Here is an 18,687-nt window from a genome sequence, read left to right as displayed (position 1 = left end):
ACCATTAATTGCGGTTTCGGCCGCCCATATAAATCAATATATACTGTACCAAGGTAGCTATAGCTGCCAGTGCAGCTACCACATAGGTCATTGCCGCCCAGGTTAAGGCATTCTTAGCCTTTGGGTATTCTTCCCGATTGGTGACATTCGTATGGTTTAACCAAGCCAGAGCCCGGCGGCTGGCATCAAACTCTACAGGCAGGGTAATTACTGAAAACAGTACCGTAACAGCAAACAAAACGATACCTACCAGTAATAAAGTAGGGTTCCCGGAGGAAGCCATGATTACGCCAATCAACAGTACCCAGTTTACAATGGTAGAGCTAAACTGTACCGCAGGAACCAGCTTACTACGCAGCGTTAACCAGGCGTAGGCTGTAGCGTGCTGCACAGCATGACCTGTTTCGTGTGCAGCTACGGCTGCGGCGGCTATGCTGTAATTATTATAAACTTCTGGACTAAGATTAATGGTTTTATTGGCCGGGTTGTAGTGGTCAGATAAAAAACCAGGCACAGAAACCACTTTTACATCATATATACCGTTTTCCCGGAGCATTTTCTCTGCCACTTCTTTACCAGTCAGGCGTGCCTGCAAGGGAATCTTGCTAAAGGCATTAAAACGGCTTTTTAAAATAGCCGAGACCAACATACTGATACCAATAAAAACTAAAGAGACCAACCAAATTGAAGGTGTCATTTTTCGTATTCTTTTGATGAATAATCCTCAAATCTGTAACCAAAGCTACCAATTCGCAGGGACTGTCATTTTTTTGCCAAAAGTTTTAGCATTTTTTGTCAGTCAGACGTAAAACTAGAGCTTGAAGCTGACAGTTTTGCAGGTTAAACATTAAAAACCGATTAATTTTCACTAAAGCATAACATATTGATTTGTAACAACTTACACACCCTTTTCCCTTTGCAAATCTTTATATAAAATTCTCTAAAAGTTATTCACAAGGCCAAAAAATAATTTTGTAATGTGGGGCATATTTGTAATTTAGTGCTAGAATTTAATGGGTTAGTAAGTAAAAGGGTTGGTCGTAAGATCAGCCCTTTTTACTGCAAATTGCACCGCTTCTTTTGTCCCTTACTCCAACACATCTAACACCGTCACTTTCCTTTTTAAACAAGTAATTTTAACGCATGTCGAAAGTTAAAACAGGATTTTTTTGTCAGAACTGTGGTTATGAAAGTGCAAAATGGTTAGGCAAATGTCCTAGCTGTCAACAGTGGAACACATTTGTTGAAGAACTCATTCAAAAAGACACAAAAAAATCAGCTGCTGCAGATTGGGATGATTATCATGGCAACGGCAGTACATCAAAAAAAATACAACCCCTTCACTTAGTTAAAACAAAAGAGCATCCTCGCTTAGTAACCATTGATGCAGAACTAAACCGTGTACTAGGTGGTGGTATTGTACCTGGTAGTATTGTATTAGTAGCTGGCGAACCAGGCATTGGTAAATCCACGCTCTTTTTACAAATGGGTTTACAGTTACAGGATGTAGTTACTCTTTATATCAGCGGAGAAGAAAGTGAGCAGCAGATAAAAATGCGAGCTGATCGCTTGAATATTCTAAACGAAAATTTCTTCCTCCTCACAGAAACATCTACACAAACGATCTTCAATGAAATCAAGAAACTAAAACCTCAATTGATCATTGTTGATTCGATTCAAACATTGGAGTCACCATTTATAGAATCGGCTGCCGGCAGCGTATCGCAGATTCGCGAGTGTGCCGCCGAGTTTCAGCAGTTTGCGAAAGAAACCAATACGCCCGTATTCATGATTGGGCATATTACCAAAGAAGGTAGTATAGCAGGTCCTAAATTACTAGAGCATATGGTAGATACTGTACTGCAGTTTGAAGGCGATCGTCATTATGCCTACCGCATTTTACGCACACTGAAGAATCGCTTTGGTAGCACATCGGAATTAGGTATCTACCAAATGAATGATACGGGTATGAATGCTGTAGCAAACCCCAGTGAAATTTTGATCACACAAAAAGAAGATCAACTGAGTGGTATTGCTATTGCCGCTACTATCGAAGGACAGCGCCCTCTGCTCATTGAAGTACAAGCACTGGTTACCCAATCGGTATACGGCACACCTCAACGTACCGTATCGGGTTTTGATCTGCGTCGTTTGCAATTGCTATTAGCCGTGCTGGAAAAAAGAGGCGGCTTTCATTTTGGGGTGAAAGATGTTTTCCTCAACATAGCTGGTGGACTAAAAGTAGAAGACCCCTCTATTGACCTGGCTGTTCTGTGTGCGCTTCTTTCATCATTTGAAGATGTTGCCATTCCCCACAACATTTGTTTTGCGGGTGAGGTAGGTTTGAGTGGAGAGATCCGTGCCGTTAATCGTATTGAACAGCGGATAGCCGAAGCAGAGAAACTGGGCTTTGAAAAAATCATCGTATCGAAATACAATCAAAAAGGCACACTTAAACAACGCCATAATATTGAAGTGATCACCATGGGTCGTGTGGAAGAAGTGTACAGGCATTTGTTTTAGTCTGAACCACGATTTGGGTGGATTAAGGGATTGGGAAGAAAAGAACCACTTATAGATAGTGAGTAACATTAATGCATTCATTGGACGGATTAAAAGTCTATCTTAAGATATTAATCACGTGCCAATGGAAACCATTTTTCCTCCTAATCCATCCAATCTCCCCAAATCCCGGTTCAGACAATCGTGGTTCAGACTTCTTCGCGAATCCATTCTTCATCTGGCCTTTCCACATATCTGCGAAGGTTGTGGTACAGATATTATAGACAAAGAGCATTATCTCTGCTTGCAGTGCCTGGAGAAACTACCCCAAACACATTTTGAAAGCTATGCTGACAACCCGGTAGAAAAGATTTTTTGGGGACGCTTACCCGTAACAGCAGCCACTGCCAGCTATTACTTTACAAAAGGTGCTACACTCCAACACCTGCTTCATCAATTCAAATACAAAGGACAACAACGTCTCGGCTTCTATTTGGGTCAACTTATGGGAAATAGGCTAATCAACAACCCGCGCTTTCAGGATATTACTGCACTTGTTCCCCTACCCTTGTTTCCAGAAAAAGAACGCCAGCGTGGTTATAACCAAGCCATGGTTTTATGTGAAGGCATTAGCGATGTATGGCAGCGCCCCATTATAAAGGAGGCTGTGATACGCACCACCGCTACAGAAAGCCAAACCCGAAAAAACAGGATGGAGCGGTGGCAGAATATGGAAAACCGGTTTGAGCTAAAGGAGACTACAGCTCTCGCCAATCAACATATTTTGCTGGTAGATGATGTAGTAACTACAGGCGCTACATTAGAGTCTTGCGGCCGCGTGATACTAGAAGCCGCAAACACTCGTTTAAGTATAGCAACGCTTTGTATTTCTACATCCTAATGTACTTTTACCGTATGAAGAAGTTTGTACCGTATGGATTGCTGCCCTTTTGTTTAGCACTGCTACTGCTAGCTTGCCAAAAGGAACGTTTTACTTCCAGCAACCAGGCAAGGCTACAAACTTCAGCAGACACCCTTCACTTTGATACCGTATTTACCACCGCCGGCTCTGTTACTCAAAAACTCAAGATCTTTAATGATAATAAAGAAGGTATTCGCATCAGCACCATTCGCTTGGCAGGTGGGTTATTGTCGCCGTTTAAAATAAACGTGAATGGTTATAAAGGTCCGGAAGTGAACGATCTGGAAATCCGACCAAAAGACAGTGCCTACGTTTTTGTTACGGTAAACATTAACCCCAGTACCAACAATCTTCCTTTTATTGTTCGCGACAGCATTGAGATCTCTTACAACGGCAACCGCACTTTTATTCAACTAGATGCGCTGGGTCAAAACGCCCATTTTCTTCGCAATAAAAAGATCACAGGTACCGAAACCTGGGATAGCGATTTACCCTATGTGATCTTAGGCCGCTTAACCGTTGATGCCAATGCCACGCTAACAATCAATAAAGGCTGTAAGATCTATATGCATGCCGATGCTCCTCTTATTGTACATGGCACACTACAAGTAAACGGAGAGAAGTGGGATAGCACCCGTGTCGTATTTGCCAGCGATCGGCTTGACGAGCCTTACCGAAATTACCCAGGCGGTTTCCCTGGCTTGATCTTTAGTGACGTTAGTAAGAACAACCGCCTTACCTATGCCATCATCAAAAATGCTTACCAGGGCATTACAGTCGTAGACCCATCTACTACCAACACAGCAAAGCTTGTATTGGAAAACACTATTATCGACAATGCCTACGATGCGGGCATATTAGCCGTTAATTCCAGCATCAAAGCAAACAATGTTTTGGTTAGCAATTGTGGCAAAAACATTGTATTGGCAAAGGGGGGTAATTACCAGTTTACCCACTGCACGGTGGCTTCTTTCTCCAATGCCTACTTGCAACGAAAAGATCCTGTTTTAACAGTATCCAACTACTTAAACGCCACAACCACACCCAGTGATTTAAACGCCTTGTTCCGCAACTGCATCTTTTGGGGCGATGGTGAAGGAATGGTTAAAGAAGAAGTAGTGGTAGTTAAAAATGGTGCAACGGCCTTTACTGTCAACTTTGACCATGTGCTATGGCGCGTAAGCGCTAACCCGGCTAATGCAACGGTAACTAGTGCTATGAACCAGGATCCGCAGTTTGATAACGTTAATACCACAGAGCGTATCTACAACTTTCGCCTGAAAGATGGCTCACCTGCGCTTAATAAGGGTATGACAACCGATGTTACAAATGACTTAGATGGCCGCCCTCGGCCCTTTAGCTTACCGGACCTAGGTGCGTATGAAAAGCAATAAGTCAAAGTTGTTATAAACTGATCTTCTCTGGAATATAAATGAAAAGCCCCGGCCTGAGCTGGGGCTTTTTTATAAGTACTATCTTGAAATCTTTAAATCAAAAATCCTATTAACTGTCCTTGATCAAACATCAATTGTTATTATAGCTTTAAGATGCTTTGCATTATAGCCTCTTGTTTAGCCGTATCAGTGATCATTACACGATAAATACCACTAGCCAAGCCTTGTACATCAATTATTCCTTGTGTGGAGCGCAGCTGGCTTTCGTATACTTTTTTACCATTGCCATCAAAGAACTGTATTTGTAGTTTACGTGCAGCAGGGTTACGAATAACAAGCATTTTCACCACAGGATTAGGATAAACAGTTACCTCTCCATTCCATGATTCGGGTCCTTCTATACGCGTGATCACAAAATTATAAGGCGCTGAAGTAGCAATACAGCTACCCAGTGTTGCCTGTACGGTATAAACACCGGAAATAGGCGCAGATAAGGTTTTTGCGGTAGCGCCATTGATAGCAGTACCATTAGCAAACCACTGGTTACCATTAGCAACAGATGAAGTAAGCACATTGTTTGAAGCCGTAATTACAGGGGTAGAGGGTGCAGGCGATATACTTACGGCTGCCACACTGGAGATTACCGTATTACAAGGGTTTGTAATCACCACATCATAATTACCGGCATCTGCAGAAGTTACCGCTGCAATTGTATAGGTTCTTGACGTAGCCCCGGCAATATTGCTGCCGCCTTTACGCCATTGGTAAGAAAGGTTTGTGCCGGCAGCATTTACCGCTAGATTGGCCGCAGCACCTAAACAGGCCGCCTGGGCAGTGGGCTGTGTGGTAATGCTCACCGGAACATTTACCGTTAATGCTACAGCATTGGAGGTTTTGCTGGCACAATCACCAGACAATACTACATCATAACTGCCCGCATCAGTAGCCGCCACATTAGAAATCGCATACGTATTACCGGTAGCCCCTGCAATATTTACATTATTTTTCCGCCATTGGTATGTGAGCTTACTGCCCGTAGCCACTACCGAAAAACTAGCTGTACCACCCGCACACAAGGTTTGTGCTACAGGCTGTGCAGATATAGCTATAGATTGAGCAGTAGAAAGCAGTACAGATCTTGATACTTCAGCACCGCAGGCATTAGACACGTTAACTGAATAGTTACCCGCATCGGTCAGAGCCGCATTGCTTATGGTGTAGGTTGCAGCGGTAGCACCGGAAATATCTATTCCGTTTTTCCGCCATTGGTATCCTACGCTTGTACCTGTTGCCGCTACACTAAAGCTGATATTGTTTCCAGTACATACAGCTCCGGCAACGGGTTGCGTTGTAATAGCTGGCATTTGACGAACAGCAATAGAGGTAGTAACCGTTACGGCATCGCAACCACCTGTTGGGGGAATGGTATAATCGATAGAATAGGTACCGGCTGGAACACTCAGGTTCACTGTACCAGTAGTGGCATTAACAGCAATATCGCTAGTAGTAGAAAAAGTACCGCCCCTGGTGCCCGTTAGCGTAGGCGTTGCACCACCTGTTGGGCAAAAAGGAGTACCCGTATAAGTAACAGTTGCTGTAGGCTTGCTGGTAACAGTAACCGGCATGGCCGCTGAAGCAGCCGACATACAGCTATTCTCATTGGTTCTTACTGTATAGCTACCAGTAACCGTTGCTGTAAAGGTTGGAGTAGTTATACCGGTATACCCCCCATTGACATACCAAAAGTTTCCTGTTTCTGCAGAAGATGTTAATACCACTTTGCCACCAGCGCAAAAAGTAGTAGCACTGCTGTTTGTAATAAAAGGGGTAGTAGAAGCGCCTATAACTGTCAAATCGCTACCATTATCAAAACTGGCAATGGCAGGATTATCACTTACTACACGAATGCGATAGCCTGAACCACCATCGGCGTTAACAGGAACGGTAACCGTCATAGAGCCTGAAACTGTACCAGCGATGGTACCAATATTGACAGGAGAAATAAACCGGCCAGCCGCATCACTGATCTGGGCGGTAAACTTATTACCGGCCGTAAATACACCCAATACCGTATAGGACACCGTTAAGTTGGCGCCTGCGCAAAAAGCAGCGGGTGTTACCGAGTTGATAATTAATGTAGGACCTTTTACATTAATGCGGGCTATACGGTTTTTAATAACGCTATTGTAAGAAGTAAACTCGCCACTAACTATCAGCTTTTCATCGCTTTGAATTCCTATAGAACGAATACCTCCATTAAAACCATTACCCGGATAAAAAGAGGCATCAATCGTTCCATTAGCATTCAGTCGGGCCAGGCTGCTACGTGTTGTACCATTGTAAGAAGTAAAATAGCCCCCTATCACCACCTTGCCATCGCTTTGAACAGCTATAGCCAGCACACCACCGCCAGTGGCGCCTGTACCGGGAGTAAAACCAGTATCCAGCGTACCATTGGCATTTATACGTGCAATGTAGTTTCGCGCCGCACCATTGTAAGAAGTAAAGTATCCACCAATTAACACCTTTCCATCACTTTGAACAGCCAGGGAATAAACCGTACCACCTATAGCACCAGTTCCAGGATTAAAGGCTGGATCTAATAAACCATCTGTATTCAAGCGGGCAACACCATTGCGCGATGTGCCATTATACAAAGAAAAACTTCCCCCGATCACAATCTTTCCATCAGGCTGCAGCGCTATAGCATAAATAGAATTGTTGGTAGCGTTGCCGGGCGTAAAGCCGGCATCCAATGTTCCATCGGTATTGAAGCGGGCTATGTGATTACAAGGAGTGCCATTGACAGTTGTAAAAGCCCCACTTACCACTATCTTCCCATCTTGCTGAACGGCCACGGCATACACAGCATCATTAAAATCAGGGGCAAAACTTCCATCCAATGAGCCATCAGCATTTAGTCGCGCTATACGAGAACGAGAGATGCCATTGTAGGTTGTAAAATCCCCGCCAATCACGATTTTACTATCCGCCTGTATAGCTAAGCCATACACTGCATTATTGGCACCAGCTCCGGGATTAAAGGAAAGATCCAAATATCCATCGGTAGTTAACCGGGCAACACCTCTGCGAGCAGTATCATTATAAGAAGTAAACGCGCCACCAATCACAAGCTTTCCATCGCTCTGCAGCGCCATAGTGTGAATGGTTTCATTTGCATCTGCCCTAAAGCCAATATCCAATGGGTTAAACGTAGTATCCAGCGACCCAATCTGGGCTTGCGATATAAAAGAAAACAACCCCAGGCATAAGGTCATTAACAAAAAGGGCACTTGTTTTCTCATAAGGATATTAATTGGTTTTTTAAAGGAAGAGTCAAAATTATACGCTGAAATGTAAATATTTTAAATAATTACACCTACGTCTATTAATAAATATATAAAACCCTATCCCACAAGGCAGTTAGCTAGATTAATTCGCAATGCTCCACCCTACTAACCTGCGATCGCCACTCTACATTCAACAATAACAATTCTACCTAAAAGGATGTGAAGCCTATCGAAATAGCATTCCAATGACCTACCAAGTCACTTCCTCGCTAATCCTAAATCCCTAATTACCCGTCATCTATCAACTGTCATCCCTCATCAGCTAATCTGCACACCAGCTAATTCTTCTCCTCGTTCCTTCTTCATTCCTTGTTCCTTTTTCAATATTCCCTTCCTTGTCAACTTTTCAACTTCTCAACCTGTCAACCTAAATCAGCCATCCTCCATCCCCACTTCAGCCATTTCCTCTACTTCTTCATTCCTTCTTCCTTCTTCATTCCTTGTTCCTTGTTCATTATTCTTCTCCCTTTCAATTACCTTTATACTCTAATTATTCACCATATAAAAACAATGTATGAAAGCTTTATTGTTGGCACTATTCTTTTCTTTCTTTGTTATGGGTTCTTCAATTTATGATTTCAAAATCGCAGGCCTTGATGGAAAAGAGATTAACTTTTCCAACTATAAAGGCAAAAAGATCTTAGTAGTGAACACCGCTTCACAGTGTGGTTATACGCCTCAGTATGCCGACTTGGAAAAACTGTATGAAACATACAAGGACAAGCTGGTGATTATTGGTTTCCCGGCCAACAACTTTGGTGCTCAAGAGCCAGGCACAAACACGGAGATCGCCTCGTTTTGCAAAAAGAATTATGGTGTAACCTTCCCAATGGCAGAAAAGGTTTCTGTAAAAGGCGATGATATTCACCCCATCTTTAAATACCTGGATGAGGAAGCCAAAAAAATCGGCGCTCAGGATCCTATCATCAAGTGGAACTTCACCAAATTCCTGATCGACGAAAACGGCAAGCTGGTAAAAGTGTTCCCTAGCAAAGTAAACCCAATGAGTGAAGAGATCACTGTGTTTTTAAACTAACTCTGAACCACGATTTGGGTAGATTAAGGGATGAAGAAGAGAAAGTTAACAAGTTGAAAAGTTGACTAGTTAATAAGGGAGACTATATAAACTATGTATAGTAAAAAGCTGGCAGCAATGGCCAGCTTTTTATTTCTGTTAAGACTGATGGAATAAAGTAAATGTAACTCTCTTGTTAACCTTCCAACTTGTTAACCTGTCAACGCTTTCCTGTACAACTTTTTCAATCCTATCCATCTTAGTTCTAAATTTGAACCCGCCTTCAAAGGCAGTTTTTCATTTCCTATTAATCCATTACAATCCTAATAATCAAGGTTCTATGCTTTTTAAAGACGTTGTTGGTCAAAGAGAGGTAAAACAGCATTTGGTGGAAATGGTGCAGCACAACCGCTTAAGCCATGCCTTGCTGTTTCTGGGAAAAGAGGGATCGGGTGCGTTGCCCTTGGCCATGGCCTTTGCTCAATACATCAGTCTTATACCCAATCAAAATTCTACCGCCCCGGCAGAAGCGTCCCTATTTGGTGAAGCGGTACCGGAGGTCAAATTACCCGATACGCCAGAAGCTGCCGACGCCTGGATGCAACAACAAGCTGCTTTTTCCAAGACCGAAAACCTGGTACACCCGGATATTCATTTTTCATATCCGGTAGTAACCAAGAAAGCAGGCACTCCTCCACTTAGCGCTGATTACATTACCGAATGGCGGGAGTTTATTAAGCAATATCCTTATGGCAATGTATACGACTGGCTGCAATTTATAGAGGCCGAAAACAAACAGGGAAACATTACCGCCCAGGAGTGTAATGATATCCTTCGCAAACTCAGTCTTAAAAGCTTTGAAAGTGGTTACAAGATACTGGTGCTCTGGATGCCTGAATACTTGGGTAAAGAAGGTAATAAACTGCTGAAGTTGATTGAAGAGCCCCCTGCTGAAACTTTATTCATCCTGGTGGCAGAAAACGAGGAATCGATCCTATCTACCATTCTTTCCCGCTGCCAGCTGGTGCGTATACCGGTTATTAATACAGAGGACGTAGAAGAAGCCTTGGTACATAAAGCCAAGGTACAAGCCGATCAAGCCCGCCAGATTGCCAATATTAGCCAGGGTAATTACCGCGAGGCCCTGCATATTCTGCAGCATGCCGATGAAGATTACAGCAGCCTCCTACGCGAGTGGCTGAATGCAACCCTGAAGAACGCCACCATCACCCAAATCAAGTGCATTGAAGAAATGGCGCGCCTGGGAAGAGAAAACCAAAAGCAGTTTCTGCGCTATTTTACCCATTTGCTGGAATTGGCCATCCGTCTGCAGGTCCTCCATGAAGAAGGTCGCCAACAGGTACTCAATACCCTCTCCGACTCAGAAAGAGATTTTGTACCCCGCTTGAACAAGGTAATGAGCATTGAGCAGAAGCAAGCCCTGGCAGAGGAATTAGACAAGGCCGCCTACTATATCGAGCGTAATGCCAATGTCAAGATCCTTTTCCATGCCCTCAGCATCAAGCTATTCCATATTGTAAGGAACAATGTGGTGGTTTCGGTGTAAGAAAAGCTACAAGCTTTACGCTACACGCCTTACGCAGGAAATTTGGCTTTTTTGCGTGAAGCGTGCAGCTTGCAGCGTGTAGCCCTCACGTTTTCCCACCTACAGCATATAGCTTGCCGCATGCAGCCTTTCTTACTAGTTTCTGAGTCTTATAGAAACGGTGACATAAAAAAATTATATTTGCAATAACCCCATAAGGGGCCCGAAATATATATCGTGAGGTTTTAGGCTTGTGAAGAGAGACGTGTTTACGCTTTGAAGCGGACCAGCAAATCCTTTGGTTGAGCGGTCCTTCACCATATGCTGATAGATTTTTTCAATCCGTACAACGTTGTGTACGAACGGCAAAGAGCAGAATGCTACAATAAAAAGCGCATGATAGCGCAAGCCGTATTCCCGCACAACAGGTGTTTCATAGCAACACGGCAGCCAACCTCATCATTCATTAACTATTAAAAATTAGGGATTAACCATAAAGTATGGGATGTGGAAGTTGTGGAACAGGCAGTTCGCCAAACGGCTGTAAAAGCAATGGCAGCTGCGGAACTGGTAGCTGTAACCGGATGAATGCTTACGACTGGCTGGTCAACCTGCCAATTGCGGATATGGATGATACCTGCCGCGTAATAGAAGTAAGCTTTAACCAAGGCAGCCGCAAGGATTATTATCGAAATGCTACCCTTCAACCTTACGAAAAAGGCGACGTGATTACCGTAGAAGGCGTTGCCGGGTTTGATGTAGGGGAAGTAATGCTAACCGGAGAAATTGTCCGTATACAACTCAAAAAGAAGGGCATTAAAGAAGATAATCCCGAAATGAAAAAGGTGCTACGCCGGTCTACCGATCGCGACGTGGAACTCTGGAAACAAAATAAAGCCCGCGAAAAAGAGGCACTCATCCGCAGCCGGGCTATCGCCAAGCAACTGAACCTCAACATGAAAATGAGCGAGGTAGAGTTTCAGGCCGATGGCAAAAAAGCAACCTTCTTTTATATAGCCGACGATCGTGTTGACTTCCGTGAATTGATCAAGATCTATGCATCGGAGTTCAAGGTAAAGGTGGAAATGCGCCAGATCGGTGCCCGCCAGGAAGCCGGAAAGGTAGGTGGTATTGGCAGCTGTGGCCGTGAATTGTGTTGTGCTACCTGGTTAACAGAGTTTAAATCTGTGAATACAGCCGCTGCCCGTTATCAGAACTTATCTATTAATCAAACCAAGCTCAGCGGTCAGTGCGGTCGTTTAAAATGCTGCTTGAACTATGAGCTAGACACGTATTTAGATGCTTTACAAGGCTTTCCTGAAAACGCCGATATGCTACAGGTAGCCGCTGGTACTGCTACGTTGATCAAAAAAGACATCTTCAAAAACCTGATGTGGTATGTGCTGCCCAACAGCAATAAGCAATACCCCGTTACTATAGAACGTGTTCGTAAGATCCGCTCGCTCAATCATCAAAACATTATTCCGGAAGAACTGGAAGCTGTGGAAGTAACCTCTTCTAAGCCTAAGGAAATTGAACCGGCATTTGTAGATGTAGTGGGTCAGATCAGCTTGAAGAGCCTGGAACGTGCTGATAAAAAACGCCGCGATCAAAAGCGTCAGCAACAGCAACCCAAGCAATTGGCTACACCACAAAAAGGACAGCCACAACAAAAAGGACCTCAGGGCCAGGTACCAAAAGGGCCTCAGTCTCAACAGCAACGTCCGCAGGCGCAACAAAAGCCTAAGGTGGAGAACAAAGGGCCTCAACAAGGCCAACAACCCCAGCAGCGGATGAAACAGCCTCAAAAAGGTGGTGGCCAGCAACAGCAACCCAAGAATCAAAACCGTCCACAAGGAGGACGGCCGCCTCAACAGCGTCCGCCAAAAGATGATACTCCGAAAAAGGATTAAATAAAAAAAGAGGTGGTTAGTTAACCACCTCTTTTTTTATTTATCATTCTAATTTAAAGGTTAATCGCTATTGCTAACGATTAACCTTTAACACTCGCTATTAATGTGTTTCCAGAGGTGCTGGTTGTTGTACAGCAGCTTCAGCTTTTAGGGCCTTATAAATTACGTCTTGTACCTTACCGCGGATGCCCATGGTAGAAAGCTTGTTATTACCACGGCTGTCATATACCCGGTTCGATAAAAACACATACACCAGCTTTGCCTCTGGATCTACCCATACACAAGTGCCGGTAAAGCCAGTATGACCAAAGGTTGATGGCGATGCCAACACAGATGGATAAGGACTCTTAGACGTTGCATTGTCTTTTTCTGGTTTGTCAAAACCCAATCCGCGACGGCTAATATCACTATTATAGGCAGTAAACAGCTGAATCGTTTCAGGCTTTAAATAATGCTCACCATTGAACGTACCGCCATCTAACAGCATCTCGTACAACATAGCCAGGTCATAAGCATTAGAGAATAAGCCCGCATGCCCTGCTACCCCGCCAAACAATGAAGCGCCTTCATCATGCACATAACCTCTTAGCAACTGACGGCGGAAATAGGTTTCTTTTTCAGTAGGCACCACACGCTCTACACCAAAACGCTTCCACGGCTGGAAACCAGTAGTAGCCATACCCATTGGAGTATAGAATGTTTTTTGAACGTATTGGTCCAATGTCATACCGGTTAGCGTTTCTACGATGCTACCCAAAAGAATAAAATCGTTATCGCTATATACATATTTACCATGCGCAGTTAGCGGACTTTGAACAATACGTTTATGTAAGGTATCAGTCCAATCTTTACGCAGGTAAAGATTGCGAGCTACAGGTATAGTAAACAAAGTATCCATCTCGCTTCTGTACAGCGCCTCAGATGGCTTACCCGTATTGGTATCAATTGTTTCTCTATAAAAAGGAATAAAAGGAGATAAGCCCGCCTGGTGCAGCAGGATATCTTTGATTAATAGACCGGCTTTGTTTGATCCCTGTACCCAAGGCAGATAGTCGCCAAGTGTTTTATTTAAGTCCAGCTTTCCCTGCTCATACAACTTCATAACGGCTATAGTAGTAGCAGACACCTTTGTTACAGAAGCCAGGTCATAAATGCTTTCCAGTGTTACCGGTTTAGCATCGTCGGCATATTCATATTTACCAAACGCCTTGTGGTATTTGATCTCTCCGTTTTGAACAGCTATCACTACAGCTCCGGGGAATGCTTTTTTAGCCATAGCATCATTCATAATGCTATCGATACCTAACCAGGCTGCAGAACTTCCTGTAGTTACACGGTTGTTCAATACAATGCTGGTTCCATAAGGAAACTCACAAACAGAAACTGGTAGGCGACCAATGGAGGAAAGCGAACCGCGTAAGAAGTCAGCCGCTGTTTGCTGGAAGGCCTCATCATCCTGATGCATTGCTACCAATGTCTTTGCATTACAGAAGTTTTTTGCTGCATATACATTACCAAATAAGAACGTAACCGTCTTATCGGCAGGTAATGCGTTCCAAAGATCCAATGCGTTCTTACTAATATTATAATTATTAGCAGGACGATAGCTATAGTCATGCACACCTACAATAATAGCGTCGTAGGTTTTGCTATTTAATTGTTGCAATACGCTAGCTACCGCTGCCGTATCTGCTTTATAAGAAAGCGCAAAGGTATCTGCATGGAAGTCATGCGCCAGACGTTGTCCAAACGTGTTTACAGTAGACGGTCCAAAGCCTACATAGGCAATGCGCTGTCCAAGACGGTAGGGAAACACGTTGGCATCATTGCGCAACACGGTTACTGTATTACGCGCTACTTGTTTTTTAAGGTCCTCTGTCTTCGCATTCAGATCCGCCAACAAATTAGTGGTATCCACTACTTGTGGCTGGCTTAGTCCCAGGTCATACTTGGCTTCCAGTACCTTTTGTACTTTATCGTCAATATCATTTTGCTTCAGGCGCTTCTTCTTGATAGCCGTCTTAATGGCCTCAATAGCCGCTGGCACATCCTCTGGCAAGCATAACATATCATTACCAGCTATCAATGCTTGTACGGCAGCTTCTCCGGCCGGGAAGAACTTGGCTACACCTTTCATTTCCAACGCATCGGTGAAAGTGAGCCCTTTATAATTCATTTTATCACGCAACAGATCCGTTACATTGTTTTTAGACAATGAAGTAGGACGATTAGGAGAATTGTCGATAGAAGGGATGGAAAGGTGGGCGATCATTACAGAACCCACACCCGCCTGAAACTGCGCCTTAAAAGGATACAGCTCCAATGAATCCAAACTGCCAATTGATTTATTAATCACAGGCAGATCCAGGTGCGAATCTACTTCCGTATCGCCATGTCCAGGGAAGTGCTTGGCACAAGCCATAATACCAGCGTCTTGCATACCACGGGTATAAGCTACACCCAGAGCACTTACTTTTTCTTTATCCTCACCAAACGAGCGGTAACCAATTACCGGGTTGTTAGGATTGTTATTGATATCTACTACTGGGGCATAGTTCACATGCACACCAATGCGTTTCATTTGCTGTCCTACAGCCAATCCCATCTGGTACACCAGCTGCTCATTAGGCAGAGCACCTAATGTTAATTGGTAAGGAAACTTATTCACACTATCTAAGCGCATGCCCAATCCCCACTCGCCATCAATGGTAACCATCAATGGCGTTTTAGCCAGCGATTGATAATAGTTGGTCAGATTTGCCTGGCGCACCGGACCACCCTGGAAGAAGCACAGGGCTCCTACATCGTACTTTTGAATCAGGTTCACTACGCCATTAATATGATCCTGACCTAAATTACTATGGGCACGTATCACCATCAATTGTGCAATGCGTTCTTCTTTATTCAACGATTTAAACACACTGTCTACCCACTGCTTTTTCGAAAGGGTGCTACGATTTTGCCCAAAGGATACAGAAATACAGAAACAGGCCGCGAGGACTGTTAAGAGATGCTTCTTCATATGGGCAAATTAATACAAATAACTTACCTGTTGGAAATAGGCTTGTAAATGGGATGTAAAAATTCCACTTACAAGCCCAAGATTCTTTACCGTACTAGATTCCGATCAAATGTTTTAGGGGCATCTGGAAACTCCAGGTCCTTTACCAACAGTTGGGCAATGTGGGCCGCCATATAAGGATACATGTCCGCATAATTACTCAAAACAATTATAGTCAGCTTTTCTTTAGGCATACGAATGATGTCTCCCATACCGGGCCCTCCGGAATGTCCAATGAGCAAGTGCCCATGGTTGACCTCACTGGTCCATCCCAGCTGGGTAAAGCCACCACCACTTGCCGTATTAACCGTTATCTGCTCTTGAGTGGCTTTCGTTAAAAATACTTCTTTGTCCAGGGCCACAGCCCATTTGGTAGCATCGTCAATTGAAAGAAACATACCTCCCGAGGCATACGACGTGCGCGCATAAAAGCCTTTAAATATCAGAGGCGCCGTTTTACCCTTGGTAAAGTTTTGCGATTTATGCGATACAGCCATCATGGTTTGGAAGGGAAAGCTTCTGATCTCTTCATCAAAACCACCATCGTTCATCTGTAAAGGCCGCAACACTTCTTGTGGCAGCAATTGCTCTATGGGTTTCCCTCCCATCTTTTCCAGGATATACTGCAGCACAAAGTAGTCGCCGTTCTGGTAAGCCTGCTTAGCTCCAGGCTGAAAGGCTAAAGTGGAATCTTTCATGCCCTTGATCAAATCTTCTGAAGTTTCTACTTTAAAATTGGTGGCAGACCCAATACCTAAATAACCGCCCAAGCCTGCTGGCCACTTAATACCCGATTCATGGGCTGTCAAATGGCGGATGGTAACAGGCTTCCAGCTGTCTGGACAATCCGGCAGGTATTTACTCACATGATCATCCAGATTGATTTTGCCTTCCTGTATCCATTTCAAGAGAAGCGTTGAAGTAAAGAGTTTCGTAACAGAGGCAATCTGGAAACTGGTATGCGGCGTTACCGGCTGCTGCCACTCTAAATTGGCCATACCATAGGTATTAGTGTGCAGTACTTTTCCATTTTTAATAACGGCTACTGCCACACCCGGGATACCTAGGTCTTTCATTTCTTTTTTAATAAATGCATCTATCTGTGTATTAATAGTGCCCTTATTGGTTTGAGCCAGGCAGCTTAGCGAAAGAACAATAGTTATTAAAAACAGGTTCAGCTTTTTCATTTTGGTAATTATGCGTTGATTTTGCTCTTCAAAAATACCGGGTGTGCATCTCCAAAAGATTTAACGGGAGGGGTTTCCCCGCGAAGTGTAGCAATTTCAGGGGCGAAGTGTAGGCTTAAGCAGCGGCCATTTTCAGCCACTCTTTAAAAGCCGGTGCCTTGGTGCGGCTGATGATAATAGCATCGGGCAGCTTGGGGGTCGGTTTAACCAGGAGCTTTATTTTGCCATTTTCAATTCGCTCAGTAGAAACAATCAGATCGCGATGAATAATGAACTGACGGTTGGCCCGGAAGAAAAGATCAGGAGGCAATACCTCGTCCAGATGCTCCAGCGATTTTTCTGCCAGCAAGCATTCATGACCAGCAGTACAGATCATGGTCAGGTTATCAGATACGGTACAATAAAGAATGTCTAAAAATTGAACGACTCGGGTTTTATTTCCCAAACGTAGGATCAGGGTCTCTTTTTCGGGCTGCGGCAAATCGGGTGTAGCTAGTAATTCAGGCGCCGGCATTTCTTTGTTCTTCTGCACAAACTGTGTCCATTGCCACATATACATGGTTATATAGATGGCGTTATGCCCCAGCAGCCAGATGCCATACACCCACACATGATGGGTATAAACGGCCCTATCTACCGGTTTACCATGCCGAAGTACCTGCACCAGCTCACAGATCAAAAGCAGCAGTCCGCAGGTAGAAAGTATGGTTAACGGAAGTTGTACTGCTACCCGGTAACCAAAGTTTTTATGAAGGGGCAGCTTCTTATCCAACCATAATATCAAGGCCCGCATAAACAGCCAGCAAATCAACACTTCAATTGTGTCTTCAATAAGTGTATAGAAAAAACGTTGAGTGAATAACGCTCCGGGATACACAATATATATGTCGATCGCGTTCATGAACACGATCAGAACAGGAAACAAAATCTTATCGCGGTATTTAACTTGGAATGTGTTCTCCACCTTGCTGCTAACTACCTACAAAAATAAAAGAGATATATTGACAATAAAGTCATAATAGTTGTTAGCGGTAAAGCTCTTTTATCCAGATGTTCACATTATGCGGCGCCACCTCGTCACCGCCAAAATAAGGATACAGCAGGTAGCCACTGGCTTTGGGTGTAGTGGCCTTACGGTCCAGGATAGCGGCTAATCGGTCATTAACATAAAAGGCATAAGTGCTTGAAGTCACCTTAATGCTACAACGCACTTCCTCGCCAATGGGCACAGTTGTCAGCTCTTTTGAACTCACCTTTCCCTCATTATATACATAACTATACAAGCGTAAAGCACCCTGGTTCCAGCTCCAACCAAAGCGGGCGCTGTAACTATGGTGCGGGGCATTATTGTCGGAAAAGCCATAAAGCTTATTGATATCATATTGATTTTCAGCCTTTACAGATTGATAAATGGCGGTACTATCAAACCGGACCAGAAACGTTAACTCGCTTGTTTCAATGGTCTTGTAAGCGTTGTTGCTGGCATAGTGTTCTCCTTTGGCAATGGTATATCGGGTAAAACCAGGGATAGAAATGGTGGCATCGGCTGAATTGCCTGAAGTTTTTTCAACGAGGGTTTCAGCGTTTTTCTGGCAGCTACATAGCAGTACAAGGCTGGCCGCCAGGCATAGAATTGGATTTTTCATTAGTGTAAAGGATATTGGAGGTGCAAATGTATTGATGCAGAATAATGCCTAACTGCTTGACTGGCACTTGTTTCTACACCATTCTTACTTCTTTGACCTTTTATATAAGCATATACCTGTAAATGAATAATACTTTATTTTTCATACCTAT

General features: G+C 43.8%; 12 protein-coding genes. 6 read left to right on the top strand and 6 right to left on the bottom strand.

Going from position 1 to position 18,687, the window contains the following annotated elements:
* Positions 1 to 4: 4 nt before the first annotated feature.
* Positions 5 to 697, bottom strand: coding sequence for a zinc metallopeptidase (locus SY85_RS17600; RefSeq protein ID WP_066406180.1), 693 nt, complete (start codon positions 695 to 697; stop codon positions 5 to 7).
* Between the two features lie 446 nt (positions 698 to 1,143).
* Between SY85_RS17600 and radA the strand changes: the two genes are divergently transcribed.
* The 3 genes from radA (at position 1,144) to SY85_RS17585 (ending at position 4,818) form a co-directional block, all read left to right on the top strand.
* A complete protein-coding gene (gene radA / locus SY85_RS17595; RefSeq protein ID WP_066406179.1) occupies positions 1,144 to 2,523 on the top strand; it encodes a DNA repair protein RadA in 1,380 nt (459 codons plus the stop codon).
* A gap of 124 nt (positions 2,524 to 2,647) precedes the next feature.
* The gene (locus SY85_RS17590) at positions 2,648 to 3,403 is read left to right on the top strand and encodes a ComF family protein (RefSeq protein ID WP_226998875.1); all 756 of its coding nucleotides are present in this window, start codon (positions 2,648 to 2,650) and stop codon (positions 3,401 to 3,403) included.
* 14 nt (positions 3,404 to 3,417) lie between these two features.
* Complete coding sequence (locus SY85_RS17585; protein ID WP_066409926.1) at positions 3,418 to 4,818, top strand: choice-of-anchor Q domain-containing protein; 1,401 nt, start codon at positions 3,418 to 3,420, stop codon at positions 4,816 to 4,818.
* A gap of 140 nt (positions 4,819 to 4,958) precedes the next feature.
* On the opposite strand, the gene SY85_RS17580 is transcribed toward SY85_RS17585, so the two are convergent.
* Positions 4,959 to 8,123 (bottom strand): T9SS type A sorting domain-containing protein, encoded by a 3,165-nt coding sequence (locus tag SY85_RS17580; protein WP_066406178.1) that lies wholly within the window; start codon positions 8,121 to 8,123, stop codon positions 4,959 to 4,961.
* A gap of 559 nt (positions 8,124 to 8,682) precedes the next feature.
* Between SY85_RS17580 and SY85_RS17575 the strand changes: the two genes are divergently transcribed.
* The 3 genes from SY85_RS17575 (at position 8,683) to SY85_RS17565 (ending at position 12,642) form a co-directional block, all read left to right on the top strand.
* Positions 8,683 to 9,204, top strand: coding sequence for a glutathione peroxidase (locus SY85_RS17575; protein ID WP_066406177.1), 522 nt, complete (start codon positions 8,683 to 8,685; stop codon positions 9,202 to 9,204).
* 319 nt (positions 9,205 to 9,523) lie between these two features.
* Positions 9,524 to 10,750 (top strand): DNA polymerase III subunit, encoded by a 1,227-nt coding sequence (locus SY85_RS17570; protein ID WP_066406176.1) that lies wholly within the window; start codon positions 9,524 to 9,526, stop codon positions 10,748 to 10,750.
* A gap of 479 nt (positions 10,751 to 11,229) precedes the next feature.
* Positions 11,230 to 12,642, top strand: a complete 1,413-nt coding sequence (locus SY85_RS17565; RefSeq protein WP_066406175.1) for a PSP1 domain-containing protein — start codon at positions 11,230 to 11,232, stop codon at positions 12,640 to 12,642.
* 100 nt (positions 12,643 to 12,742) lie between these two features.
* Here the strand turns inward: SY85_RS17565 and SY85_RS17560 are convergent, their stop codons facing one another.
* The 4 genes from SY85_RS17560 to SY85_RS17545 all read right to left on the bottom strand — a co-directional run bounded on the left by SY85_RS17560 (position 12,743) and on the right by SY85_RS17545 (position 18,536).
* Complete coding sequence (locus tag SY85_RS17560) at positions 12,743 to 15,664, bottom strand: glycoside hydrolase family 3 N-terminal domain-containing protein (RefSeq protein ID WP_066406174.1); 2,922 nt, start codon at positions 15,662 to 15,664, stop codon at positions 12,743 to 12,745.
* Between the two features lie 86 nt (positions 15,665 to 15,750).
* A complete protein-coding gene (locus tag SY85_RS17555; protein WP_066406173.1) occupies positions 15,751 to 16,890 on the bottom strand; it encodes a serine hydrolase domain-containing protein in 1,140 nt (379 codons plus the stop codon).
* 115 nt (positions 16,891 to 17,005) lie between these two features.
* Positions 17,006 to 17,791: a LytR/AlgR family response regulator transcription factor gene (locus tag SY85_RS17550; RefSeq protein WP_066406172.1), complete on the bottom strand. Its 786-nt coding sequence runs from the start codon at positions 17,789 to 17,791 to the stop codon at positions 17,006 to 17,008.
* A gap of 124 nt (positions 17,792 to 17,915) precedes the next feature.
* A complete protein-coding gene (locus SY85_RS17545; protein WP_066406171.1) occupies positions 17,916 to 18,536 on the bottom strand; it encodes a hypothetical protein in 621 nt (206 codons plus the stop codon).
* Positions 18,537 to 18,687 lie beyond the last annotated feature (151 nt).

It is taken from the genome of Flavisolibacter tropicus, from assembly GCF_001644645.1.
Classification (GTDB): domain Bacteria; phylum Bacteroidota; class Bacteroidia; order Chitinophagales; family Chitinophagaceae; genus Flavisolibacter; species Flavisolibacter tropicus.
This window is presented reverse-complemented; position numbering and strand designations above follow the sequence as displayed.